We start from the raw sequence: 22066 nt of genomic DNA on the forward strand, positions 1-22066 counted from the left end.
GAAAAGGGGAGGAGGCCCGATGCTGATGGAAGCCCTGCGTCATGCCCTGATCCGCTGTCCACCGCCGCTGAAGGCGATGGGCGTTCTATATGACCTTTTGGCCCTGGAAAGCCGGTACCGTCGTTGCCGTGCCGCGTGGGAACCCCATCTGCAGCAGGCCCGCGCCGGCATGCTGGATCTTCTGGGATCGCAGACCGGACGGGGGAGCATCGCCGTCCTAGGGTCCGGCCTGCTGCTGGATATTCCGCTTGATGAACTGTGCCGGCGTTTTGACCGGGTTGTCCTGGTGGATTTGTTCCACATGCCTGCCGTGCGGCGGCGCTGTGCCAGCCTGCCCGGGGTGGAGCTGGTCGAGACCGACCTGACCGGGGTGATGGTGCATTGGGGCACCGTCCAGTCCGGACAGGAGTTGCCGGTTCCGGTTCCGGGGTTGCCGCAGGCCGATGCGGTCATCAGCGCCAATATTCTTAGCCAGTTGTCTTTTCGCTTAGCCGGGCATGCTTTTGCCACCGGATTGTGGACCCCCGATGCCCTAGCCTGTTGGGAATGCGCGCTGAAGCAGGCCCATGTCGATGCCCTGTCCCGGCATCAGGGTGGCCCGGCGATTCTGCTGACCGATCACACCCGTATCCTGCGTTCCATTGTCAGTGGAGAGGATCTGACCCGCTCCCCCCTGCTGTCGGGCGTTGTCTTGCCGGAGGCCGTGTGTCAACGCACATGGGCGTGGACCATTGCCCCGGCTCCGGAAGAAAGTCGTCGCCACGATGTGGTGCATCAGGTGTGCATCGGTCGTGTTGATGCCGCACCCCCGCCCCCTGTGCAGGACAGCGGGGTTGCAGCCTCGGTTCAGACCAGATAGCGCCGGGTCAGGTGGGCCTTGAACACGCCGGCATCCAGTGGTTTCCCAGTTGCCTGGACCAGCAGTTCGTGAGTCGACAGGCTGGAGGCCTTCTCGTGTACGTTCGGGCGCAGCCAAGCCAGCAGTGGCGCAAAGTCCCCCTCCGTAAGGGAGCGGGGGATGTCTGGGTTGTGCAAAACGGCGGCAGCATAAAGCTGGGCGGCGGTCATGGCCCCCAAGGTATAGGTTGGGAAGTAACCGATCAGTCCGTCAAACCAGTGCACGTCCTGCATTACCCCGTGGCAGTGATCGGGAACCGGAATGCCCAGTAGACGTTCGAACCCTTCGTTCCACGCGCCGGGCAGGTCGGCAACCTCCAGCGTGCCTTCCACCATCGCCCGTTCCAGGCGATAGCGCAGGATAACATGCAGCGGATAGGTCACCTCGTCAGCATTGACTCGGATATACCCGCGCCTGACCTGGATGGCGCGGCGGTGCTGGGCTTCATCCGTCCAGTCATCGCCGTTGACGCCAAAGCGTTCACGCACCAGCGGGCCAAAGAAACTGAAGAAGTCCCGCGATCGTCCGGCCTGCATTTCCATCAGCAGCGACTGGCTTTCGTGTATGCTCATGCCACGGGCCAGCCCCACCGGCTGCCGCCGCCACGCTGACGGCAGGCCCCGTTCATACAGACCATGCCCGGTTTCATGAATCACCCCCATCAGGGCGCTGGAATAGTCCCCGGTATCGTAACGGGTGGTGATCCGCACATCGCCGGGCGTTCCGCCACAAAACGGATGCGCTGATACATCCAGTCGTCCGTGCCGGAAATCAAACCCCATGGCCTGCATGATCGTTCGTCCCAGTGTTTCCTGGGCCGTCTGGTCATACGGGCCGGGCGGGGTATCCGCAACGTCTCCCTGATGGTCCAGCACAGCATCTAGGAAGGGAGGCAGGAACGATTCAAGATCGGCAAACAGCGGGTCGATCGCGGCGCAGGATCCGCCGGGTTCAAACTGGTCAAGCAGCGCATCATAAACGGTGCAGCCCAGTGCCTCGGCCTTGGCCCGTGCGCTGTGCCGGGTCAGGGCTACAACCTGTTCCAGCGCCGGGCGAACCGCGGCAAAATCAGACTTTGCTCGCGCCTGGCGCCAGATCCCCTCGCAGGATGAAACAGCACGGCTGGTAGCTTCGACCAGATCACCGGGGACAGCGGTGGCATGCGCCCGGGTCCGGCGCATTTCCCTCAGGTTTGCGGCCTGCCAGGGGTCCAGGTCGGCCTCTGCCGCCTGTTCGATCAGATCCCCCACATGCGGGGCCGTGATCATCTCGTGTGCCAGGGCGGCCAGTGTCGCCAGCTGTTCGCCGCGGTCTACCCCGCCACCTTCGGGCATCATGACCGATGAATCCCAGTGCAGAAGTCCTTCGGCTTCCTGCAGGGCGGAAAGGCGGGCAAACTGTTTTTCTAGGGAACGATAGGCATCCATAGCCCGGGTCATTGTGGCGGGTATCCTGTTCGGCAAGGGTGGAAACATTCGTGTCCACAGGGTAGGCTGCTTCCCCCGTCTTGAGAAGCCCTCCGCAGAAAAGGATTTCATGGTTGTCTGCTCTTCGTGTTGCGGTTGTCCTGTCCGGTTGTGGCGTGCGTGACGGGGTTGGAACCCACGAGCCGGTGTGGGCCTGAGAAGCGGGATACGGTGGACAAAACATCTTGCATTTGTGGTGCGTTGCTGGTCAACTGCCCCTTCCGCGTATATCTGTTGCATATTAACGTATATATGGTTGTGCTCTCCGGTTGCCCCGGAACAGAAAATAAAAAAGGGATCTGTCCGTTTTGCTATCCAGTACCAGTGAACAGGTGATCAGGCAGGTGCAGGGCATGCGCGTGGCCCTGCTGCCGGTTGTCAGCCTGCACAGTGCCCGCTGCATCGGGTACGAGGCTGTCTTGGTCGATGGCAGCGACGACACGCATTCTATGCAAGGTCTTCAGCCGCTTTTTGTGCAGGCTGCTGCTGCCGGGGTTTTATCTGATGTTACGGCCGAGGTATTCCGGCTGGCCTTGCATGCGTTTGTGCAGTGTCCCCGGTGGGAAGAACACCTGCTCTTTGTCAGCATGGATGTGCGTGTACTGGGGTATTCGGATCGTCTGGCCCGGCAATTGGGCGTGTTGATGGAAGCCTACGGGGTTGATCGTGGTCGTGTGGTTCTGGCGCTGGAAGCCCATGGGCCAGTTCGGGTTTGCGACGAGGCAATGGAGGGCCTGAATGCCCTGCGGGCTGTGGCCGGTCGGGTTGCCATCAGCCATTTTGGCACGGGGTCGTCCGGTCTCCTGCTTCTGTTCCTAGCCAATCCGGATTACATCCAGCTTGACCGTTTCTTCATTACCGGCGGCCTTAGCAGCAGCCGTCGCCGCATTTTCCTAGGGCACATGGTCAACCTTTCCCATCTTCTTGGGGTTCGAGTCATGGCCCAGGGTGTCGAGACCGAGCAGGAGTATCTGGCTTGCCGCGAGGCCGGTCTTGATTTGGTTCAGGGCCCGCTGTTTGGTGGAGAGTCCGATCCCTGCTGTCGTCCTGATATGGAGCAGGTGCTTTCCCGTGCGCGGGATATCAACGCCCGTGACCGCCGGCGTGCGGAAACGGACCAGGATCTGGTCCAGGCCCGCATCACCCGTATTCCCCCTATCCCGGAAGATGCGCAGCTGGCCGATGTGCTGGAGCGGTTCCGTCTTGACAGCACCCACACGTTTTTCCCGGTGGTGTCCTGCGACGGAGAACCGCTGGGCCTGGTGCGCGAACAGACGCTGAAGAATTATGTGTACGCGCCGTATGGCAAGGAGCTGTTGTCGAACAAGGGCTATGCCCGTCAACTGCGGGATTTTCTCTGGCCCTGTCCAGTAGCCGATATCCGGACCAGTGCGGAGAAGATCCTGGAGATTTTTTCGGCTGACGAGGATTCCGAGGGTATCATCATTACTGCCGACGGATGCTATGCCGGCTTTTTGTCTGCCCGTTCCCTGCTGCGGCTTCTGAATGAAAAGAACCTGGCCGTGGCGCGGGACCAGAATCCGCTGACCCGCTTGCCGGGCAATACGATGATCAACGCATACATGGCCCGGGTGATGGAGGACAGCCAGTCATCCTGGTGTATTGTTTACTTTGATTTTGATGGATTCAAGCCGTTCAACGACACCTATGGATTCCGGCAGGGGGACCGGGCGATTGTCCTGTTTGCCAATCTTCTGGTGCGCGATCTGCGTCGTGATGATGTGTTTATTGGCCACATCGGTGGTGATGATTTTGTTGCCGGGTTCCGCAACATCAGCCCTGAAATGGTCCTGGAGCGCGTGCGCGACCTGACCGCGTGTTTTCGTCGAGATGTTGAAAGTTTTTATGATCCGGATGCCCGCCGCAACGGCTACATTGTGGCTTCTGACAGAAACGGGACCCGGCAGTATTTTCCGCTTCTGTCCGCTTCGGCGGCGGTTGTGCACATTCCACAAGGGGCCGGGGGGCGTTGCTGTGATCATCTGGCCGAGACCATGGCCCGGCTGAAGTCGGAAGCCAAGGCTGCGCCAGACCGGATTGTTGTGGCCTGTCTGGGGGAACCGGTCCGCAGGGCTAGCGCCCCTCCCGCCACCATGCCAGAACCAGTGTTCCCAGAATAAGTATTGCGGCCACGCCAGCGGGTAGCAACGGTGTCGTGTGCACGCCGCTGCTGATGTGGGCTTCGTTGCGGCGCATGCCGATCCAAGATTGGCCGCCATGGTGCCTTGCGTCGGGGTCGATGCTGCGCAGCTGTGGCACGCCGTCCTGTGCCAGCCAGATGATGCTGCCTCCGGCTGCCTGACTCAAGGGGGCCAGCATGCGGTCGGTGGTGATCAGGGAGGCACGCTCCGGGCTGGTGCCGGTTCCCGATGCGGTGACAATGCGGCGGCTTCCATCATCAACAGACCAGATTCCCGGCTTGGTTGCTTCTGTCTGCACCTGTTCCCGTCCTGGCGCGACCGTGTGCAAGGTGGCGGTGACCTGGTTTCCGTCCGGGTCGGTGATGGTAACTCCGTGCCGGTTTGCCGGCGGGTCGGACAGGCTGCGCCGGGTTATTGTCATGATGCCGGTATCGGGGGCGATGGCCGCATGCAGGGATTCTTCTTCCAGCGCGGGTTCGGCCAGCAGCCAGTTGACCAGCCGGCGCAGCAGCTCGGCTTGTGGTCCGCCACCGTCCCAGCCCCGGGCCCACAGCCACAGGGTATCGGACAGAATGACGGCGCTGCGTCCTTTTTCCACGCGTTCCAGAACCAGCAGGGGGGCTTCCCGCGGGGTCCGCATCAGGGTTGTGCCCCGGGCCGGGTTGGCTTCAACATATTGCAGCCAGGCCCCCCACGATGGAGGCTGGTCCTGCGTTCCGGAATCCGGCAGGTCGGCCGTAACCGGGTGGCGGAACCCGACTGGGTCCAGGCCCGGTACAAAGCGCGAGCGCACCGTGCGCCCGGTTGGCTGGACCGGAATAACGCTGGTCAGGGGTGATTCGGCCAGGCTGCCGGCTCCGGCAAATTCAGGTCCGGCCGATAGCAGCAAGGCCCCGCCATTACGGACATAGGCCGACAAGCGTTCCAGAAACAGCCCCGGTACCAGGGATCGACGGGTGTAGCGATCAAAAATGACCAGGTCGAAGTCGGCCAGCCGTTCCTCGAACAGCTCCCGGACCGGGAATGTGATCAGCGCCAGCTCGTGCAGGGGGGTGCCGTCGTCTTTGGCCGGAGGACGCAGGATCGTAAAGTGCACCAGGTCAATGCCGGGGTCGGCCTTCAGCAGCCGGCGCCAGGCGCGTTCCCCGATTGCCGGCTCGCCCGAGACCAGCAGGATGCGGACACGATCGCGAATGCCGTTGATTGCCAGGGCGGTCCGGTTGTTGGTGATATCCGGTTCGCCTTCAAGGGGCGGAACAGACAGGCCAACAACGGTCTGTCCTGCATGGGTCAGCGGAATGGCAAGGTCCTGTTTGCGTCCGGGGATCACCATCCGTACCTGTGGCGGTTCGTTGTTGATCCGTACCGTCAGGGGAATGGGCGAGGACCTTTCCGCAACGCCGGTGTCGTATTCTGAAATGGTGATGCTGATGGTGGCTTCCCGTCCGATCAGGCCGAAGTCCGGAGCGGAGTCGATGTGGATCCGCCGGTCTTTCTCCCCCGGGGCTCCGGTCAGAAGAGTGTGAACTGGGGCCTTGATCCGGCTTGCCAGCGCCTGTACCGCGTCAGGGTCCGATGGCATGTCGTGCACCTGCCCGTCGGTCACCAGCATAACCGCAGCAACCGGCTGGCCAGCCAGCCCGGCCACAGCTTGTTCCACCGCCCCCATCAGCCGCGTCCCGTTTTGTCCTTGGCTGTTGACCATGACAGTCTGTGTCCGGATATGGGCATGCTGGCCGATCCGGGCCTGAAGCGTTTCCACGGTGGAATCACGCAGGGCAATACGTTGCCCATGCTGCATGCTGTCGCTGTCGTCTAGGACCAGCAGCACAATGTCATCCACCGGTTCCCGTGTTTCATGCACCAGGACCGGCCCGGTCAGAGCAGCGCACACTACGCAGGCCGGCAGAAGGCGCCATACCTCCCGGCGGCCCGATGCAATCAGGCTGGGCAGGGTCAGGACCAGCATGATTACAAACGCCCCGCCTGTCAGCCACAGGGGCAGCAGGGGTTCCAAGGACAGGTTTGCCATGCCGTTGACCGGTATCATTGGGTCAACCTTTCCAGAATGGCCGGCAGATGCACCTGATCGGCCTTGTAATCACCGGTCAGGGCGTACATGACCATGTTGATCCCGCTGCGCAGGGCCAGCTCCCGCCCGCGTTCGCCCGGAGGCACCATCGGCAGGACCGGGTGTCCCCGGCGATCGGAGGCCCATGCCCCGGCCCAGTCGGCACTGCTGGCGATAACCGGCGAAACCCCTTCGCCACGGGCGGCCTGTTCCCCGATCCACACATCGGCGTTGGCAATGCGTCCGGGCAGGTTTGGCAGCAGGTAAAAGCTGCGGGTCAGAACGTGGTCTTCGGGCATGCGCCGCAGGGGAGGCAGGTCCAGTGATGCCATCACCGTTCGTAGGGCGGCTGCGTTGTCAGGGTGGCGTCCGTCAAGAACAAGCAGCCCGCCCCGTTCCAGATAGCGTGCGACACGGTCCCGCGTTTGTGTTGGAACCCCCACGGCACCGGGTGCGACCGGCCAGTAAATCAGGGGATAGAATTCCAGGGTATCGGTGTGTGGGTTGATCCGACGTGGCTTGGCCAGTTCGGCCGAAGTGCGCAGGGCCAGAGCCCCGGTCAGGCGTTGCAGTCCGGATTCAGTCAGGATGTCGATATCGACATCGCCGGTGGCAACCCAGGCTAGGCGTGTGTCCAAGGCATCGGTTATATCGGGATTGTCGGCAGCGTCGGCCCGTGTTGCGGAGGCAAGGGGAAGCAGGGTCATCAAGGCCAGCATGGCCCCGGTCCGGCGCAGGCCCTGCAACAGGCATGATCGCACGGCGGGGAGGGCATGGATCAGGCTGTCTGCCACCAACAGAGCCAGGGCCATGCCCAGCAGCAGCGGACCAAGCCCGGATGTCATGCGGGTGGCTGCGGTTTCTCCGGCCGTTTGTACGTAGATGCCATCTGGCCAGTGGGTGCGCGCGTCCATTGCGGTTGTGCGGGTCGCCAAGGACAAGGCCTGCCGGTTGCCGGGGATGCCGTACCATCCGGGCGGATGCTCCGGCCCGACTGTGATGCGGGTTTCCGGCGTTTCAGCTGCGGCGGGAAGCGGCTTGACCCCTGCGCCCGGGGTGACAGGTTGCCCGTAACCATCCAGCACCTGCCACGGCGGCAGGGGGGCGTCACGGGCTGCCGCTTCGGCGGTGCCGGCTCCCAGTCCGGCCAGACGATCCAGCAGGGCCGGGAACAGGCCGGACAAGGGCAGGGTGGTCCAGTCTGTATTGGCTGATGTGTGGATCAGTACAATCCATCCCGCCCCGGACCGCAGCCCGGTTATCAGGGGGGTTCCGTCGCGCAGGCGGGCCCAGGTCCGGCTTTCCGTTTCCGGGCCGGGGTGGGCCATCAGTTGGGTGGAAACCGTAATGCCGTCTGGCACGGTCAACCCAGACAAGGGACTGGTGCTGTCGAAGGGAGCCAAGGGCAATGGCTCCTGCCAGCTCAGCCCCTTGCCCATAAAGCGTCCTCCGGTACGCAGCGAGACCGGCAGCAGCGCCGTATCACCCCGTTCGGCCAGGGCCGTATCGGCAAACCGGATCAGAACCCCGCCCTGATCCACCCATTGCGACAGGGGTTCCACTTCGCTGTCCGGAATGGTGCCACCCGGTATGACCACCGTTGACAGCCGGCGTGCCAGCAGTGTTGTCACCGACCCTGTATACACGCTCAGTGATCCGGCCAGCGCCCGTTCGGCATACCACGACCCCGACAGCAGAGGCAGGCTGTTGTCTCCCCGTGTGACCACACCGGCCGGCAGGCGTTGCCAGCGGTCGTCGGTCAGCTGGACAGCCCCGGCTCCAAGCGGGATCCCGCCGGGATCGGTGATGTCCAGGCGGGTGACAAGCGGAATCAAGTCCGGCTCAAGGTCCAGGGTGATGGTTGCTTCGGTTGTTCCGGCTGGCAGGGTCAGTGGTTGGGAAACCCGTACGGTGCCGTTCCGGTCCAAACCCCTGGCAACCAAGGTGCGTGGGGGCAGCTGACCGTCATCCGGGCGTCGGGCGGTCAGCTCAATGCCCGTTGCGGTGCGTTCCGGCGGACGCAGCAGAACGGCGGTCCGTGTTGGCGGTGCCAGCAGAACGGTTACCGGACCGCGCTGCTGCAACAGCATGGCGGCTTCGTCCTGTTCCGGATGCTCCAGGCCATCACTCAGCCACAGGGTTTCCACCGCATCGGGAACCGTACCGGGGCGGTTCAGCCATGCTGCAAACGCCGCGTAGTCGGGATGATGGGGTGCCGGTGCCATCCGGCGCAGCCATGCCCGGGCATCGGCGGCAGAGCCACGGGGGGAAGCCGCCGGATACGATTCCCCCGGGCGCAGGGTGGTGGCCACAACCTGAACCGGACGCGACAAGGATGCGGCATCATCCAGAACGGTGTTCAGGGCACGGGTCCGGTCCTGCCATCCGGCTGCGGCGGCCCAGCCGGTATCAACCACAACCAACAGCGGTCGGCGGCTTTCTGCCGGCAGGCGCGCATCCATGACCGGGCCGGCTAGCCCGGCTAGGACCAGAGCCAAGATCAGCACCCGCAGCAGCAGGATCCATAACGGCGTGCAGGCCGGGGTGATGGTGCTCGGGTACATGTCGGCCAGCAAGCGCAGCGGCGGAAAGGTCATGTGCCGTTCCGGCGGCGGGGTGATGCGCAACAACCACCACACAGCTGGAAGGATGACCAGCCCGGTCAGTATCCACGGGTTCAGGATGCTCAGGGTTCCTGTCAGCATGGCCCGCCTGTCATCCGGTGTGTTCCCAGACGGCTGTGCAGGCCCAGCAGGACCGGCTCTAGCGAGCGGTCTGTATGGTGCAGGCTGAAGGTCCACCCGAACTGCATGGCAATGGTTTCTAGGTGGCGGCGGTGTGCTTCCAGACGGCGGCAGTAGGCCTCGCGGATATCCCGGACCCGGGATACCAGAAGGCCCGGTGTGCCCACCTGTCCGGGCTGGAAGAAGCGGATTTGCCCGTCAAAGGGCAGGTTTTCCTCGGCCGGGTCCAGAACCTGGACCAGATGACCGCGAATGCCGGCTCCGGTCCAGATGCGCAGGGTGTGTTCGAGGGTGTCGGGTGGATCCAAGAAATCGCCGACCAAGATCACTAGGCTATGGCGCAACGTTCCCGGGTCCGGGGCGGGCAGGGTCCGGTCTGTTTCCGGCGCCGGTGTTTCCAGATGTGTTGCCATGCGGATCAGGGCCGGGCGGCCGCTGCCGGGTGGCATGCGCGGGGACAGAAGGGCAACCTGTTCCCCCGCCCATAGCCCCAGACAGGCCAGGGTCAGGACCAGCAGCCGGGCATGGTCACGCTTTTCCGGCAGATGGGGGGATGAATGCCAGGCCATCGACGGGCCATCGGCACACCAGAACCATAGGCTGCGTGCAGAGACCTGCTCCTGCTGGCGGATATGCAGGTTGTCCCGCCGGGCACTCTGGCGCCAGTCGATAGCCGAGGTAGTATCCCCGTTCTCCCAAGGGCGGAACTGCCAGAAGGAATCCCCGTAGCCGGCGGCCCGTCGTCTGTGGTTGCCTCCGCGCAGGGTGGCGGCGGCCTGTTCGGCTTTCAGCAGCAGTGGAGGCAGGTTTGCCGCCAGTCCTTCTGCCCGGTGATAGAGTGGCAGCGCCCCTGGTTTCACGGTCTTCCTCCGTTCAGGCTGCGGCGGCCGGTGTTTCCAGATCCGCGACTAGGGCGCGGACAACAGCGTCTACGGTGATGCCATCGGCCCGTGCGGCAAAGGTCAGAGCCATGCGATGCCGCAGGATCGGTGCCGCGAGGGCGGTGACGTCAGCCTCCGATGGCGCAAGCCGCCCGTCCAGCAGGGCGCGTGCCCGCACAGCCATGGTGAGCGCCTGACTGGCCCGTGGCCCAGGCCCCCAGGCCACAGCGCGGCGGACCATATCCAGATTGCTGCTCTCCGGTCGTCCGTTCCGCACCAGGGCCAGAATGGATTCCACCACCCGTGTTCCAACCGGCATTCTCCGCACCAGATCCTGCGCGGCCATCAGGTCTTCGGCGGTCATGACCGGATGCAGGTGTACGGTGGCGGTGCCCGTGGTTGCCATCAGCATCTGGCGCTCGGCATCTAGGTCGGGGTACCCGACATCCACCTGCATCATGAAGCGGTCCAGTTGGGCTTCGGGCAGGGGATAGGTGCCTTCCTGCTCAATCGGGTTCTGCGTTGCCAGCACATGAAAGGGAGCCGGCAACCGGTGGGTCTGCCCGGCGATGGACACTTCATGTTCCTGCATGGCCTGCAGCAGTGCGGACTGGGTGCGTGGCCCGGCGCGGTTGACCTCGTCGGCCATCAGCAGCTGAGTGAATACCGGCCCGGGTACAAAGCGGAACCAGCGGTGCCCTTCCGGTGCGGTGTCCAGGATTTCCGATCCCAAGATGTCGGCCGGCATCAGGTCGGGCGTAAACTGGATCCGCCGTGTTTCCAGACCCAGAACCTGCCCCATGGCCTGCACCAATCGGGTCTTGGCTAACCCCGGCACCCCCACCAGCAGCACATGCCCCCCGGCCAGAAGTGTCACCAAGCTTTCATTGATCACCTGATCCTGGCCAAAGATAACCGATGCCACGGCCCGGTGTGCGCGGGATACCAGATCCATCAGCTGGTCCTGTCGTTCGGTGGACAGGGGCGGAGGGTTGATAGGACCGGGAAAGGATGAATTCGGTTTGTTCATAATGCCTTCTCCACGCTTTCCTAGTATAATGCGCCGTCCGGGCTGGACAACGAGGGGACAGTGCCGATGGGCCACCACGATCACGATGCTGAACCTGCCGATGCCGTACTGCGGAGCTTGGTGCCTGACAGCTGCGGTGATCTTGGTCTGTCGATCGACCGCAATGGCGACTGGTTTTATCTTGGCTCCCCCATTCGTCGTCCGGAACTGGTCCGCCTGTTTGCCTCGGTCCTGTCGCGCGATGCATCCGGTACCTACTGGCTTGTGACACCGGCAGAGCGCGGCACCGTCAGCGTGGCCGATGTTCCCTTTGTGGCCGTGGACATGACCGTTGCCCATCCCGGCCCGGATCAGGTCATCAGCCTGCATACCAACGTCGATGACGTTGTGGTGCTTGATGATGCCCATCCTCTGCGTATGGCGCGCGACCGTGCGACAGGATGCCCCCTGCCTTATATCTACATCAGGAAAGGGCTGGAGGCACGCCTGAGCCGCCCGGTGTATTACCGTATGGTCGATCTGGCGCTGTGCGTGACTGTCGCGGCATCATCACAAAAAGCCGCTCCGGGCGGTGCCGGTCCCGATACGGTCGGGGTGTGGAGCTGCGGGTCTTTCTTTCCGCTGGGACAAACCGGACCATGATTTTTTCACGCGACCGGCTGGTCACCATGCTGGAGCAGGGATACGGAACCGGTTTGTCTTCCGATGAGGATGCGGATCCTCTTTCTGGTGCTGATACGCTGTGCCCGGCGGCGGTTCTGGTTCCGCTGGTGTGCCATCCGTCGGCCTGTACGGTTCTTCTGACCCGCCGCACCGATCATCTGGATCATCACGCCGGGCAGATCGCCTTTCCCGGTGGAAGGCTGGATGCTGTGGACAAGGATGCCGTGGACTGTGCCCTGCGTGAAACCGCCGAGGAAACCGGGCTGGACCGTCGCGGCGTTGATGTGGTTGGCCGTCTGGATGACTATCGCACCGTGACTGGTTTCCGGGTGACACCGGTGGTGGGTCTGCTTTCGCCGCCGCTGGGTTTGGATCCAGACCCGGGCGAGGTAGCCGAGGTGTTCGAGGTTCCGCTGGATTTTGTCTTGGATCCCCGCAATCACAGGCAAAATCAGATCGTTGTCAACGGACAGAGCCGCCTTTTTTATTCCCTGTCGTGGAAGGACTATTATATATGGGGGGCAACAGCGGGCATGTTGGTCAACCTGTCACGCGTTCTCAGCGGTGGGGTTGTGGATCCAGGGTCGGGAAAAGGTGATAGTGTGTAATGGTCCAGTTCATGGTCACGGTTCTGTTGCCGTTTCTGGTGCCTCTGGTTGTCCTTGTGCTTTGGGTCCGGGTGCGGACCCGCTGGGTGGAACGTCATGGCGGTGCGGTGCCGCCGCTTGAGAAGGGAGCCTGGTTTGTGGCCGTTCTGGCAGGTTTCATCTTGGTCATCCTGTCGCTGGTCGTTGTGGCCCTGATCGAGCCAGCCGGCCAGCCCGGTGATGCCTATACACCGCCAAAGCTGGTGGACGGGCGGATTGTCCCCGGCGGGTTCGGGGCGAAATGACCGCGTCCGCCCCGGAGGAACCCCGTCGGGTCTGGTCACGCCGGGAACGTCCTCCGTGGGGTCAGTTGGGGCCTGTCCCCTGGCTGTCGTGGCCGGAAACCAAGGCGGTTGTGGATGCTCTTCAGGCTGAAGGATCCACTGTGCGCTTTGTTGGCGGTTGTGTCCGTGATGCCCTGCTGGGGGTCATGCCGCGCGATATAGACCTAGCCACCCCTGATCCTCCCGATACAGTGATCCGTCTGCTGGAGCAAGCTGGCTTGCGCTGTATACCCACTGGCCTGCAACACGGTACCGTGACCGCCCGGGTGGGAGATCACAGTTTTGAAATCACCACCCTGCGGGAAGATGTGGAAACGGACGGCCGGCATGCCGTTGTGAAATGGTCGTCCTGCTGGATGGCTGATGCGGCCCGGCGTGATTTTACCATCAATGCCTTGTCGGCAACCCCGGACGGTGCGGTCTACGATTACTTTGACGGTCTTGAGCATCTGTCGCATGGCCGGGTGGTGTTTGTGGGCCGCCCGATGCAGCGTATTGCCGAAGACTGGCTGCGGATCCTGCGGTTTTTCCGCTTCTATGCGCGTTTTGGCCGCCCCCCGGCCAGCGCGGGTGCCCTGTCGGCTTGCCAGGCGCTGGCCCCGCATCTAAAGGAGCTGTCGGCCGAACGCATCCGTGATGAACTGATCGGCATCCTGGAAACGCCGGCCTGTACCGATGTTCTGTTGCTGATGCGCGGGGCCCGGGTTCTGGAACAGATTCTGCCTGAGGCGGTTGCGTTCGGGCGGTTGCGTCAGCTGGTGTTCCTGGAAACACGGGGCCTGGTGATGGATGGCGTTGAACCCGATCCTGTGCGTCGGTTGGCTGCGGTTCTGCACACTGATCCGCACACCGCCATGCAGGTGGCCCGCCGCCTGCGCCTGTCATCGCATCAGATGCAACGCCTGTCCGTTTTGTCGGATACCACGCCTTGCCCCGACCCGGATGGGGGGGAACCCCTTCTTCTTCCAGCTCTTTTCAGGCTGGGGCGAAAGACGGTGGTGGACATGATCCTTCTGGTGTGGTCCTCTGAGCGCGACGGAGAGCACAGGCTGTGTCCCCGGCGCAGCGCTTCGTGGCAACGTGCCCTGGATCTGGCCCTGTCGCTGCCCGTTCCGTCATTCCCCCTGAAAGGCCGGGATCTTTTGGCCAATGGATACCGGTCCGGGCCACTTCTTGGCCAGGAGCTGGCGCGACTTCAGGGGGAGTGGCTTCACAGCGGGTGCCGGCTGGACCGTGCCGCCCTTCTGTCATCCCTGCGTCCCCCGTCGCCGGACCCCGAAGCAGGGTGAGGCCACCCCTTCGGCTTTGCGCCGGGTCGCTTCAGTCTTGGTTGTTGATGCGGGCAAACGCGGTCAGCGTGTTGCGCAGCAGGCAGGCAATGGTCATCGGCCCGACACCGCCGGGAACCGGGGTGATGGCCCCGGCAACGCGGGCCGCCTCGTCAAAGGCGACATCGCCGGTCAGGCGGGTCTTGCCGCCCTCTGCCGCAATGCGGTTGATCCCGACGTCGATAACTGTGGCCCCGGGCTTGATCCAGTCGCCACGGATCATGGCCGGACGCCCGACGGCTGCCACCAGAATATCGGCCTGGCGGCAGATGGCGGGCAGGTCACGGGTGCGGGAATGGGCCACGGTCACGGTGCAGCTTTCTTGCAGCAGCAGCTGGGCCATCGGCTTGCCGACAATGTTGGATCGCCCGACCACCACGGCCTGAAGACCGGTCATGTCCCCCAGCACATCGCGCAGCAAAAGCAGGCAGCCGAGCGGGGTGCATGGCACCAGCCCCTTGCCGCCGGTGGCCAGCAGCCCGGCGTTGACCGGGTGAAAACCGTCCACGTCCTTGTCCGGGCGGATGGCGGCAATAACCCGGTCGGCATTGATATGCGCCGGCAGGGGAAGTTGGACCAGAATGCCGTGAATGGTCGGGTCATCGTTCAGGCGGGCGATTTCTTCCAGCAGGTCGGTTTCCGTCAGCGAGGCGGCAAAGCGGCGTTCCACCGATTTCATGCCGCATTCTGCGGTCTGGCGCGCCTTGTTGCGGACATAGACATCGCTGGCCGGATCATCGCCAACCATCAGGACCGCCAGCCCCGGCACGGTGCCAAGGCGGTCTTTCAGGCGGCCAACCTCGGTCGCGATGGACTGGCGCAGGGATGCGGCAAAGGCCTTGCCGTCGATCAAACGGGCAGAAGGATCAGTCATGGCGGTAATATCCCGGTAATGTGGGGGATCAGAATGGCAGGATCGCCGGAAATCTGTACGGTCTTGCGGCGGTCCGTCGTGCCGGAAACAATGGAAAAGGTGCTTTTCGGCAGTTTCCACGCCTTGGCCAGCAGGGCAATCAGGGCTGTGTTGGCCTTGCCGTTTTCCGGAACTGCGGTGACTGATACTTTCAGCACCGGCGTTCCGTCCGCTTCTAGGGCGCGGGACCGGATGGCATTGGCCCCGGCTTTCGGGGTCAGGCGCACCACCAGCCGGATTCCATCGGCCGTGGGCTTGAACAAAAGAGAATGATCCGAGGCTTCAGAACAGGGCACGGAGAACCAGCTCGTGCAGGCCCGGGAGAACAGAGGCCCGGACCAGCATAATGGCGAAAAACAGAACCAGCGGCGACAGATCCAAGTTGCCCATGATCGGAACAACCCGGCGGATTTGTTCCAAGACCGGTTCTGTCAGGCGGTGGACAATATCACTGATGGTCCGCACTGCGCCGTTGCTGTAATTCAGGACATTGAATGCAAACAGCCAGCTGAGGATGACCGAAGCAATCACGATCCACTCATAAAAACTCAGGATCGCATCCAGAACCTGAAAAAAACCACTGACAGCCTGCATGAGGTATTACCTGCCGGTCAAATCTGAAATACGGCCTTACCCTAGCGGGATGCCCCCTGCGGTGCAAGGGAAACAGACATGGCCATCCGGCTGTCGGTGCAGGGCCAGAAACGGTCTTGACAGTCAAGGGGGTTCCGGAGATTATCCGCATCCCTTTTGCATAATGGGGCTGTAGCTCAGTTGGGAGAGCGCGTCGTTCGCAATGACGAGGCCAGCGGTTCGATCCCGCTCAGCTCCACCATTCATACCGATCCCGACTCTTGTCAGTCGGGATTTTTTTGCCAGAACCCCCTGTATTGGCGGGGTTCGGCGCATTTTACTCTTGAACGGTCCTGCGTCAGCGACCCTATTCTCTGCCGGGATCTTGAACATTCAAGGCATGGAATCAAGAAAATTTAATATTGTCAAAGTGGCTAGGGTGTAACGGTCAAGCACGTCATGGTTTTGTGCGGGCATAGTGCAATTTGCCTGACGGATTCAAGAAAGCCGCCCCGAGGGCTGCCATTTGCTGGGGGTGCTGTCGTTGTGGCTATTGGTGCAGCCCCCGTCTTGCTCGTTGCGCCCGCCACTCGGTGGGAAGGTCACCGCCCCGAATGAAGTGCTCCAGCGCTATCTTGCTGCCTGGTCCAAGAGTGGCGTAGATGATCTTTGGGTCTAGGTAGGCCAGCTTGGCAATCCGACAGGCCTGACTGATGTTCATGTCATCGGCCGCAGCAATCTCGGTCAACGAGTCAAAGCGATCATCGTCAAGCAGCCGCTTCCAGTGGTGTGCGAGCCCCAAGGCCCATAGCAAAGGGCTGGGGTGCTTAAGTTTACGTTGCTGGCCCTCACGGGCCACCTCATCGATGAACTCGATGCGGGTGTTGAACGGCGTGATCACCTTGCGCCGACAAGAAAGCTCTTATCGCCATTGAAGCCTACCCGTCTGGGCTGGATTGTAGCCAAGCCCGGTGAGAGCAAGGTCACCTGGTACCGCAGTCTCGCAAATTCAGAATGGGCACATTTTCTCTCTGCCGGTGCTCAGGCGGGTCTCGCCAACGTTGCCGCCGAAGAACTGGCTTGCTGGGACGATCTTTGTCCTTCGCCTCACTTCATCGATGAGTCCTATTTTGTTAGTCTGAGGGTGGAAAACCTGCACCCGGTCACCATCGCGGGTGATCTTCCAGCCATGGTGGCGCCTGTAGAGTTTCGGTCTCCTTTCTTTGATCAGGAGATGGTGTCGTTTGCTCTGGCCACGCCTGCTGAAAAAATACCTAGTCTTAAGAATTCAAACGGGCTAAAGGCTATCCTTGCGACAGGCTGTGTCTGATCTCATGCCAGACGCACGACTAAAAGCACCAAAGCGAGGTTTTGGCGTGGGGATACAGGATTCCAACGTGTTAAGAGGGCCTTGGCGTCAGCGAGCGGTAGAGTCGGCTGATGATGCTCAGGGCATGTTTGACACGGCATGAAACAGAGCTGAATGGCAGGGATTCATTGCCGGTACTGTATCTGCGAACAGGATTGCAAAAATACTGGCGCTACAAATTTGGCTGAGAACGGAAACATTAAATGCGAGTCAATGATTTAGTAAGACTGGAAATTAAGCCGAGGCGAATAAACGATCTATTCGGCTATATAGAGGGTCTGGCTTCGGATAAAGATGTGCTTAATGTTGGGGCGGCAGGCGGGATTAAGGGGTATTTGCCGGATAACCAGTCTGTCTGGCTGCATCATAGATTAGGTGCTGTGGCAGCAAGCCTGACGGGGGTGGACATTGACCAAGAAGGTATCGATCATGCCTCAAAGTATGGGGTGGAGATTTTGAATGCCAACTGTGAGGATAGGGCTCTAGGCAGGTAATTCGATCTTATCGTCCTTTTGGACGTGATTGAGCACATAAATGCTCTGGTCAACGCGGTTGAAAACCTTATGCGTCATCTCACGCTACAAGGTGTTCTCTGCGTTACGACGCCGAATGCTACATCTGGACTGGCGTTTGGCCAGATACTGACCGGCAGGTCTCTGAATGTGTATTGGAATCATGTCATGGCCTATTGCCCGGAGCACATCCAAGCCATTTGCGACCGTTGTGGCTTCCAACTCGCCGATATTGTGTTTTTCGATCATATTGATCGACGAACCAAGTCGAATATCATTAAATCCTATCTTATCAACACCTTGTCAGCTTTCTACCCGCGACTGGCGTCATCTTTCTTGGCGGTAATCAGGCATGCCTAGGCAGATGCAAGTGATTCCAATTGACGTAAATGTGCAATCAAGCTGGGACGCATGGTTGCGTGTCACGCAGGACCATTGACATCTTCACTTTGTCTTGGAAGGTGGAACACTGGAAACACACATTGCTGCCAGTTATGCCAGTGCAACTCTTACAACAGCTCGTGTGGGTGAAGGTCTTGACACGGTACCTTCGGAAATACTGGAGGTTGGTTGTTCGACGGGTTTCAACTGCATTGCGTTGGCGCGTCAATTTCCTTCAGCTGAAGTGCACGGAATCGAACCTGATGGAGAGGCGGTTGCGGTTGCACAGAGCATGGCTAAGGCGGCCAATGTCAAGAATGTCTATTTCAGGCAGGGGATCGGCGAGAATTTACCCTTCGAGGCTGGCACGTTATCCATAAACATGGATTTGCTTGGGGTGATAGGTACCCAAGTCCTGGGGATACTTAGAACGCGTACGCTGGCCTAGCTTCACTGGCAAAAAGACGACTATCTTCTTCATTTAAAACGTCGCATTTCTGGATGGCGCGAGTTATGGAGTCGAGTAAGCGGCAAAGTCGGGCGTGACTATGCTGTCTACGGTGTTTTACTCCTAACATTACAGGTCGACGTCTTGATTATCGGTTGGTTTGCAGGACCAGGGGCTGCGGCAACCTATTATTTACTCTGGCGTATACCCGAAATCTGTATCTGGCGGCTTCCCGGTTCGTTCGCATCATTCTTTATCGCTATGGATGCTCGTGGTGAACGCGAAGCACTCTAGGAAAATTATAATAAAGGCCTGCGAGCCATGCTTATGCTGGCAGCCATTGTGGCGCTGATTGGCAAGTGGATCGTCAATCTATTGGGTAGAGAACATGCCTCAGCGGGGAATTGGCGCTGCATGATAGCCGCCGCAGCACTGTTCTTTGTAGCAGCAACCCGATGGCCGGCAGAAATGGCCTACTGCTTGATGAATACCCGGCCACGGATCAAAATTGCGGCACTTGAAACGGTCGTTAAGCTCTCTCTGCTAGGTATATTGTTTGGTCGCGTAGGTTACCTTCCCCCTTTGCTGGCCATCGTTTTTGTACATGCATTTTGTACGTTATACTTATATTTTCAATTTGGAAAAATACCCTTCACTTTTCACGCGGAACTGCGATTTGATTGTAAGAGAGAATTATGAGTATTTTAAAAGGCTACCTTGCATGTTGCAGCAGTACGCTTTCGGGATGGCAAGGACGTGGTGTAGAAAAGTATTTTCGTGCTTTGCTTGATGCCAAAGCTTAGAAGATGAGTGTGTCAGGGCGCTATGCACTTTTTTAGCTCAGGTACTGTCGCTGTGTGGCATTCCAGAGGATCGAGAGCCCCCTGTTTTCGGGGCAATCATTCAGGAATGCCCTTCTTTATGCCAGCTTATCTATACCGCATGCTGCAATCAGTTTGGTGTGGCCACAGCGTTTGATCAAGATTACACAGAGTTGCTGAGCTTAGATGATGTGCTGAGCGAACGACACTCAGGTGAATATCTTCCGGTAGTTCGGGGCGATTATGTGCGCAGAAAACTATATATTGATCTGCAAACACGAAAATCTTGCGGGATAGTAAGTTATATCAATTACGCGCGCGACGGCCAGTTTTGGGTTGCGAATAAGGTTTTGCGTATTTATCACCAAGGTCAAGCAGGCTCTGTCTCCAAGGGTTGGACGAGCCCTGCGAAGGCGATAGAAACAGTGTGTCGTTGCTCTGGAAACCTTTGGCGGGCTATACCAACAACGTGCACCACGGATTTATCGTACAAGTCTCTTAAGACTTGCCGTTTATTTAGAACTGGCCGGTTTGCCAGAAGATGCGTGGAAAATTTATCGTTGTGCCGTATCAATGACCGTCCGGAGGGAAACAATTGGGGCTGCAGTAATGCTGTTGCTTGGTGCACATACTGCCGGGTTGATTACCAAGGCTTTGAAAAAGATAGGATTGGTTAGAAGATATGGATGAAAAGAAGATAGATGATGGCTTTTACGAGCAGTTTTGGGCTGACTCGCTCTACCAGCAGGCATATGCATTCGACTCTGCTGTGCGTGATCGCTATCCAGCCATCAAGAAGGTTTGGGGTGAAATGCGACAAGCCCGCAAGGTTCTGGACTATGGATGTGGTAACGGAGTATTGACCTACTGGCTATGGAGCAACGGCTTTGGCGCAGAGGTTATGGGTGTCGACGTCAGCAAGACCGGCATAAATAATGCACAACAGTCTTTCGCCCGGGAGGGGCTCACTTTCGCCACGATTGATGCCTTGAATAGTCTTACTCCCCATAGTTTTGATGTCGTCGTTTCTTCGCATGTGCTCGAACATATCGATCAGCCAGAAGTTGCGTTGGTTGGTATTGCAGAAAAGGCAGAATGGTTGGTTTTGGAGGTGCCGTTGGAGAAGTGCATTTGGGCGGACTTGGTTGCTCGTTTGAAAGGAAGGCCGCGAAATGACAATCCATTAGGGCATGTGAACTTCTGGAATAAGGCAACATTTAAGGAGTTTCTGAAAAAGTCTGGCCTCCTGGTTATTCGGGATTATCATTATGTTTCTGCTCCCTATTCGCCGTTTAATCATTGGACTAAACGGATTTTGGAGCTTTTTGTTCTCAAGTTAATTGGACTGCGCCTTTATAGTAAAATAATGGCAACACATTACATTGTTCTGGCGCGCAAGATTGATAATGGAGCGTCAGTATAATCATGCAAACACAAAAATCTGTCGCTTCTTTCGGTTGGAAATGGACGCAGCAACAGGTTACCGGTAGTGCGTGGGCTTTTTATCGATGCCTTTTTAAAGATATGGGAATTTAGAGCGACCATTCTGATGGCAAAGTAGTGGCCGATATTTGTTCAGGGGGAGGGAGGCATGGTTGGAGCGATTTAGTGCACTGCAGACCCAGAGGGTGTATTCAAGCGCATGGTCGCCAATCTGAACGATCAGGGTGTGTTGGTCGTATCTTTTTACATGGTCATGCCTGCAACGATGGCGATCAAGCCCATTCGTTGGGTGACCAAGCGGTTGCCGAAGAATGTGCTTTGGTGGCTGAGTCCGCTTCTCGCTCCTTTGTTCATGGTACGTAAGACTGGGCGTGAGATGGGTTTGTTAATGCGCGCCATACCGCCTATGATTGGTTTGGTAGTAAATGAGTTCCGCCATAATGTCCAAAGGCCTGACCGTAACAGGTCGGGCCTTTGTGCATTCAGACCCATAAAAACCTTCAGGGCGGAAGCAGTGCCGCCCGTGCTGCGGCCATCACGTGGCGGGTCAGGTCATCCAGAACGGTTGACGCCGCCCGGGCCTGTTGCCAGTACAGTGGCACATCCAGCGGCGTATCGGGCACCAGCTCCACAAGGGAGCCATCCCCAAGATGTTTGGCAATCAGCGCCTGTGGATGCAACCCCCAGCCCATGCCCGCCATGGCGGCGGTTGTAAAAGCCTGCGGCGAGGGCAGCGTGTGCCGGGGTAGTTCAATGTTCCGGTGGCACAAGCGCCGGGCCCAGTGTGCCTGCAGCTCGTCCTTGGTATTGAACACCAGGCTGGGGGCGCGGGCCAAGCTTCCGGATCCCACGCCATCAGCGAAATAATGCCGGATAAAGGCAGGGCTTGCGGCCGCACGGTAGCGCATGGCTCCAAGGGGCTGGCTGTTGCAGCCGGCGGCCGGCCGGGCCGAGGCGGTGACAGCAGCCAGAACTGATCCGTTGCGCAGCCATTCCATGGTGTGATCCTGGTCATCCACGGCAATATCCATCAGCACCGGGGCCTGTGCGGCAAAAGCCGCCAGGGGAGGGGCCAGCCAGGTCGCCAAACTGTCGGCATTGACCGCAACAGGCAATGGAACCCGGGTCACGCCTTCGGGCGCCAGAGCTGGCAGCGTGTCTTGAAGATCCTGTTCCAGAAGGCGCACCCGGTCCATGTGCTGGCACAGGCGTCGGCCGGTATCGGTTGCCCGGCACGGCTGGTCGCGGATGACTAGGGCACAGCCCACACGTTCCTCCAGCTGGCGGACGCGTTGCGAAATGGCCGATGGTGTGACGTGCAGGATGCGTGCAGCCCGCTCGAAGCTTCCTTCCCGGATAACAGTTGCCACCACAGAAAGCGCGGCATAGTCCAGCATAAGATTAGTTTCCCTTAACTGGATAAAGAAAAGTG

22 protein-coding genes and 1 tRNA gene are annotated in these 22066 nt (G+C 59.9%); 13 read left to right on the forward strand and 10 right to left on the reverse strand.

Translation table 11 applies throughout. From position 1 onward, the window contains the following. The first annotated feature begins 19 nt into the window (after nt 1–19). Complete coding sequence (locus AY555_RS05380) at nt 20–859, forward strand: hypothetical protein (RefSeq protein ID WP_066134400.1); 840 nt, start codon at nt 20–22, stop codon at nt 857–859. On the opposite strand, the gene AY555_RS05385 is transcribed toward AY555_RS05380, so the two are convergent. Beyond that, a complete protein-coding gene (locus AY555_RS05385; protein ID WP_066134403.1) occupies nt 847–2337 on the reverse strand; it encodes a carboxypeptidase M32 in 1491 nt (496 codons plus the stop codon). The two genes, AY555_RS05380 and AY555_RS05385, sit on opposite strands and share 13 nt — an antisense overlap. Nucleotides 2338–2717: 380 nt before the next feature. Here AY555_RS05385 and AY555_RS05390 point away from each other — a divergent pair, with 380 nt between their 5' ends. Continuing rightward, on the forward strand, nt 2718–4505 hold the full coding sequence (locus AY555_RS05390) for a bifunctional diguanylate cyclase/phosphodiesterase (RefSeq protein WP_156483306.1): 1788 nt from the start codon (nt 2718–2720) through the stop codon (nt 4503–4505). On the opposite strand, the gene AY555_RS05395 is transcribed toward AY555_RS05390, so the two are convergent. Genes AY555_RS05395 through AY555_RS05410 form a run of 4 tightly spaced genes read right to left on the reverse strand, consistent with a single transcriptional unit; the run spans nt 4459 to nt 11252 of the window. Continuing rightward, the gene (locus AY555_RS05395; RefSeq protein WP_066134410.1) at nt 4459–6576 is read right to left on the reverse strand and encodes a hypothetical protein; all 2118 of its coding nucleotides are present in this window, start codon (nt 6574–6576) and stop codon (nt 4459–4461) included. The genes AY555_RS05390 and AY555_RS05395 overlap by 47 nt on opposite strands. Next, a complete protein-coding gene (locus AY555_RS05400; protein WP_066134412.1) occupies nt 6573–9302 on the reverse strand; it encodes a DUF4159 domain-containing protein in 2730 nt (909 codons plus the stop codon). Before AY555_RS05400 ends, AY555_RS05395 begins: the two co-directional genes overlap by 4 nt. Then, on the reverse strand, nt 9296–10201 hold the full coding sequence (locus tag AY555_RS05405; RefSeq protein ID WP_066134414.1) for a DUF58 domain-containing protein: 906 nt from the start codon (nt 10199–10201) through the stop codon (nt 9296–9298). The genes AY555_RS05400 and AY555_RS05405 overlap by 7 nt, the downstream gene beginning before the upstream one ends. A 13-nt stretch (nt 10202–10214) precedes the next feature. Then, a complete protein-coding gene (locus tag AY555_RS05410; protein WP_156483308.1) occupies nt 10215–11252 on the reverse strand; it encodes an AAA family ATPase in 1038 nt (345 codons plus the stop codon). 66 nt (nt 11253–11318) lie between these two features. On the opposite strand from AY555_RS05410, the gene AY555_RS05415 reads away from it, so the two are divergent. From AY555_RS05415 to AY555_RS05430, 4 genes are read left to right on the forward strand one after another with little or no spacing between them, the layout of a single operon-like run. Then, the gene (locus AY555_RS05415; RefSeq protein WP_066134417.1) at nt 11319–11894 is read left to right on the forward strand and encodes a DUF1285 domain-containing protein; all 576 of its coding nucleotides are present in this window, start codon (nt 11319–11321) and stop codon (nt 11892–11894) included. Further along, entirely contained in the window at nt 11891–12523 is a 633-nt protein-coding gene (locus tag AY555_RS05420; protein ID WP_066134420.1) for a CoA pyrophosphatase, read from the forward strand. Before AY555_RS05415 ends, AY555_RS05420 begins: the two co-directional genes overlap by 4 nt. Then, a complete protein-coding gene (locus tag AY555_RS05425) occupies nt 12523–12807 on the forward strand; it encodes a DUF6111 family protein (protein WP_066134426.1) in 285 nt (94 codons plus the stop codon). The genes AY555_RS05420 and AY555_RS05425 overlap by 1 nt, the downstream gene beginning before the upstream one ends. Beyond that, a complete protein-coding gene (locus AY555_RS05430) occupies nt 12804–14135 on the forward strand; it encodes a CCA tRNA nucleotidyltransferase (protein WP_066134429.1) in 1332 nt (443 codons plus the stop codon). The genes AY555_RS05425 and AY555_RS05430 overlap by 4 nt, the downstream gene beginning before the upstream one ends. A gap of 31 nt (nt 14136–14166) precedes the next feature. Here the strand turns inward: AY555_RS05430 and folD are convergent, their stop codons facing one another. From folD to AY555_RS05445, 3 genes are read right to left on the reverse strand one after another with little or no spacing between them, the layout of a single operon-like run. Then, the gene (gene folD / locus AY555_RS05435) at nt 14167–15048 is read right to left on the reverse strand and encodes a bifunctional methylenetetrahydrofolate dehydrogenase/methenyltetrahydrofolate cyclohydrolase FolD (protein ID WP_066134432.1); all 882 of its coding nucleotides are present in this window, start codon (nt 15046–15048) and stop codon (nt 14167–14169) included. Next, nucleotides 15045–15383 carry a DUF167 family protein gene (locus AY555_RS05440; RefSeq protein WP_245176887.1) on the reverse strand — a complete coding sequence of 113 codons (339 nt, stop codon included), beginning with the start codon at nt 15381–15383 and terminating at the stop codon, nt 15045–15047. The genes folD and AY555_RS05440 overlap by 4 nt, the downstream gene beginning before the upstream one ends. Beyond that, a complete protein-coding gene (locus AY555_RS05445) occupies nt 15370–15681 on the reverse strand; it encodes a YggT family protein (RefSeq protein WP_066134435.1) in 312 nt (103 codons plus the stop codon). The genes AY555_RS05440 and AY555_RS05445 overlap by 14 nt, the downstream gene beginning before the upstream one ends. Before the next feature lie 165 nt (nt 15682–15846). Between AY555_RS05445 and AY555_RS05450 the strand changes: the two genes are divergently transcribed. Next, nucleotides 15847–15922: transfer RNA gene (locus AY555_RS05450), tRNA-Ala, on the forward strand. A gap of 288 nt (nt 15923–16210) precedes the next feature. Here the strand turns inward: AY555_RS05450 and AY555_RS05455 are convergent. Then, complete coding sequence (locus tag AY555_RS05455; RefSeq protein WP_156483309.1) at nt 16211–16462, reverse strand: hypothetical protein; 252 nt, start codon at nt 16460–16462, stop codon at nt 16211–16213. Nucleotides 16463–16483: 21 nt separating this feature from the next. Between AY555_RS05455 and AY555_RS05460 the strand changes: the two genes are divergently transcribed. The 6 genes from AY555_RS05460 (at nt 16484) to AY555_RS05485 (ending at nt 20614) form a co-directional block, all read left to right on the forward strand. Beyond that, nucleotides 16484–16990, forward strand: coding sequence for an asparagine synthase-related protein (locus tag AY555_RS05460; RefSeq protein ID WP_156483310.1), 507 nt, complete (start codon nt 16484–16486; stop codon nt 16988–16990). Nucleotides 16991–17232: 242 nt separating this feature from the next. Further along, complete coding sequence (locus AY555_RS05465) at nt 17233–17523, forward strand: hypothetical protein (protein ID WP_066134444.1); 291 nt, start codon at nt 17233–17235, stop codon at nt 17521–17523. Nucleotides 17524–17592: 69 nt separating this feature from the next. Further along, a complete protein-coding gene (locus AY555_RS05470; protein WP_156483311.1) occupies nt 17593–17901 on the forward strand; it encodes a hypothetical protein in 309 nt (102 codons plus the stop codon). Between the two features lie 94 nt (nt 17902–17995). Next, nucleotides 17996–18370 carry a class I SAM-dependent methyltransferase gene (locus AY555_RS05475; protein ID WP_066134448.1) on the forward strand — a complete coding sequence of 125 codons (375 nt, stop codon included), beginning with the start codon at nt 17996–17998 and terminating at the stop codon, nt 18368–18370. Between the two features lie 327 nt (nt 18371–18697). Next, the gene (locus AY555_RS05480) at nt 18698–19069 is read left to right on the forward strand and encodes a hypothetical protein (RefSeq protein ID WP_156483312.1); all 372 of its coding nucleotides are present in this window, start codon (nt 18698–18700) and stop codon (nt 19067–19069) included. 804 nt (nt 19070–19873) lie between these two features. Next, entirely contained in the window at nt 19874–20614 is a 741-nt protein-coding gene (locus AY555_RS05485) for a class I SAM-dependent methyltransferase (RefSeq protein ID WP_066134453.1), read from the forward strand. A 520-nt stretch (nt 20615–21134) separates the two neighbouring features. On the opposite strand, the gene AY555_RS05495 is transcribed toward AY555_RS05485, so the two are convergent. Further along, a complete protein-coding gene (locus AY555_RS05495) occupies nt 21135–22031 on the reverse strand; it encodes a LysR family transcriptional regulator ArgP (protein ID WP_066134458.1) in 897 nt (298 codons plus the stop codon). Nucleotides 22032–22066: the final 35 nt, after the last annotated feature.

The sequence above is a fragment of the Haematospirillum jordaniae genome, assembly GCF_001611975.1.
GTDB lineage: Bacteria > Pseudomonadota > Alphaproteobacteria > Rhodospirillales > Rhodospirillaceae > Haematospirillum > Haematospirillum jordaniae.

Excerpts from the sequence above, each read along its gene's own strand:
- AY555_RS05425 (WP_066134426.1), top strand. The coding sequence starts at position 12,523 with ATGGTCCAGTTCATGGTCACGGTTCTGTTGCCGTTTCTGGTGCCTCTG.
- AY555_RS05470 (WP_156483311.1), top strand. The coding sequence starts at position 17,593 with ATGCGTCATCTCACGCTACAAGGTGTTCTCTGCGTTACGACGCCGAAT.
- AY555_RS05410 (WP_156483308.1), bottom strand. The coding sequence starts at position 11,252 with ATGAACAAACCGAATTCATCCTTTCCCGGTCCTATCAACCCTCCGCCC.
- folD (WP_066134432.1), bottom strand. The coding sequence starts at position 15,048 with ATGACTGATCCTTCTGCCCGTTTGATCGACGGCAAGGCCTTTGCCGCA.
- AY555_RS05465 (WP_066134444.1), top strand. The coding sequence starts at position 17,233 with ATGCGAGTCAATGATTTAGTAAGACTGGAAATTAAGCCGAGGCGAATA.
- AY555_RS05430 (WP_066134429.1), top strand. The coding sequence starts at position 12,804 with ATGACCGCGTCCGCCCCGGAGGAACCCCGTCGGGTCTGGTCACGCCGG.
- AY555_RS05495 (WP_066134458.1), bottom strand. The coding sequence starts at position 22,031 with ATGCTGGACTATGCCGCGCTTTCTGTGGTGGCAACTGTTATCCGGGAA.
- AY555_RS05385 (WP_066134403.1), bottom strand. The coding sequence starts at position 2,337 with ATGACCCGGGCTATGGATGCCTATCGTTCCCTAGAAAAACAGTTTGCC.
- AY555_RS05415 (WP_066134417.1), top strand. The coding sequence starts at position 11,319 with ATGGGCCACCACGATCACGATGCTGAACCTGCCGATGCCGTACTGCGG.
- AY555_RS05400 (WP_066134412.1), bottom strand. The coding sequence starts at position 9,302 with ATGCTGACAGGAACCCTGAGCATCCTGAACCCGTGGATACTGACCGGG.
- AY555_RS05380 (WP_066134400.1), top strand. The coding sequence starts at position 20 with ATGCTGATGGAAGCCCTGCGTCATGCCCTGATCCGCTGTCCACCGCCG.
- AY555_RS05395 (WP_066134410.1), bottom strand. The coding sequence starts at position 6,576 with ATGATACCGGTCAACGGCATGGCAAACCTGTCCTTGGAACCCCTGCTG.
- AY555_RS05420 (WP_066134420.1), top strand. The coding sequence starts at position 11,891 with ATGATTTTTTCACGCGACCGGCTGGTCACCATGCTGGAGCAGGGATAC.
- AY555_RS05480 (WP_156483312.1), top strand. The coding sequence starts at position 18,698 with ATGCTGGCAGCCATTGTGGCGCTGATTGGCAAGTGGATCGTCAATCTA.
- AY555_RS05445 (WP_066134435.1), bottom strand. The coding sequence starts at position 15,681 with ATGCAGGCTGTCAGTGGTTTTTTTCAGGTTCTGGATGCGATCCTGAGT.
- AY555_RS05390 (WP_156483306.1), top strand. The coding sequence starts at position 2,718 with ATGCGCGTGGCCCTGCTGCCGGTTGTCAGCCTGCACAGTGCCCGCTGC.
- AY555_RS05485 (WP_066134453.1), top strand. The coding sequence starts at position 19,874 with ATGGATGAAAAGAAGATAGATGATGGCTTTTACGAGCAGTTTTGGGCT.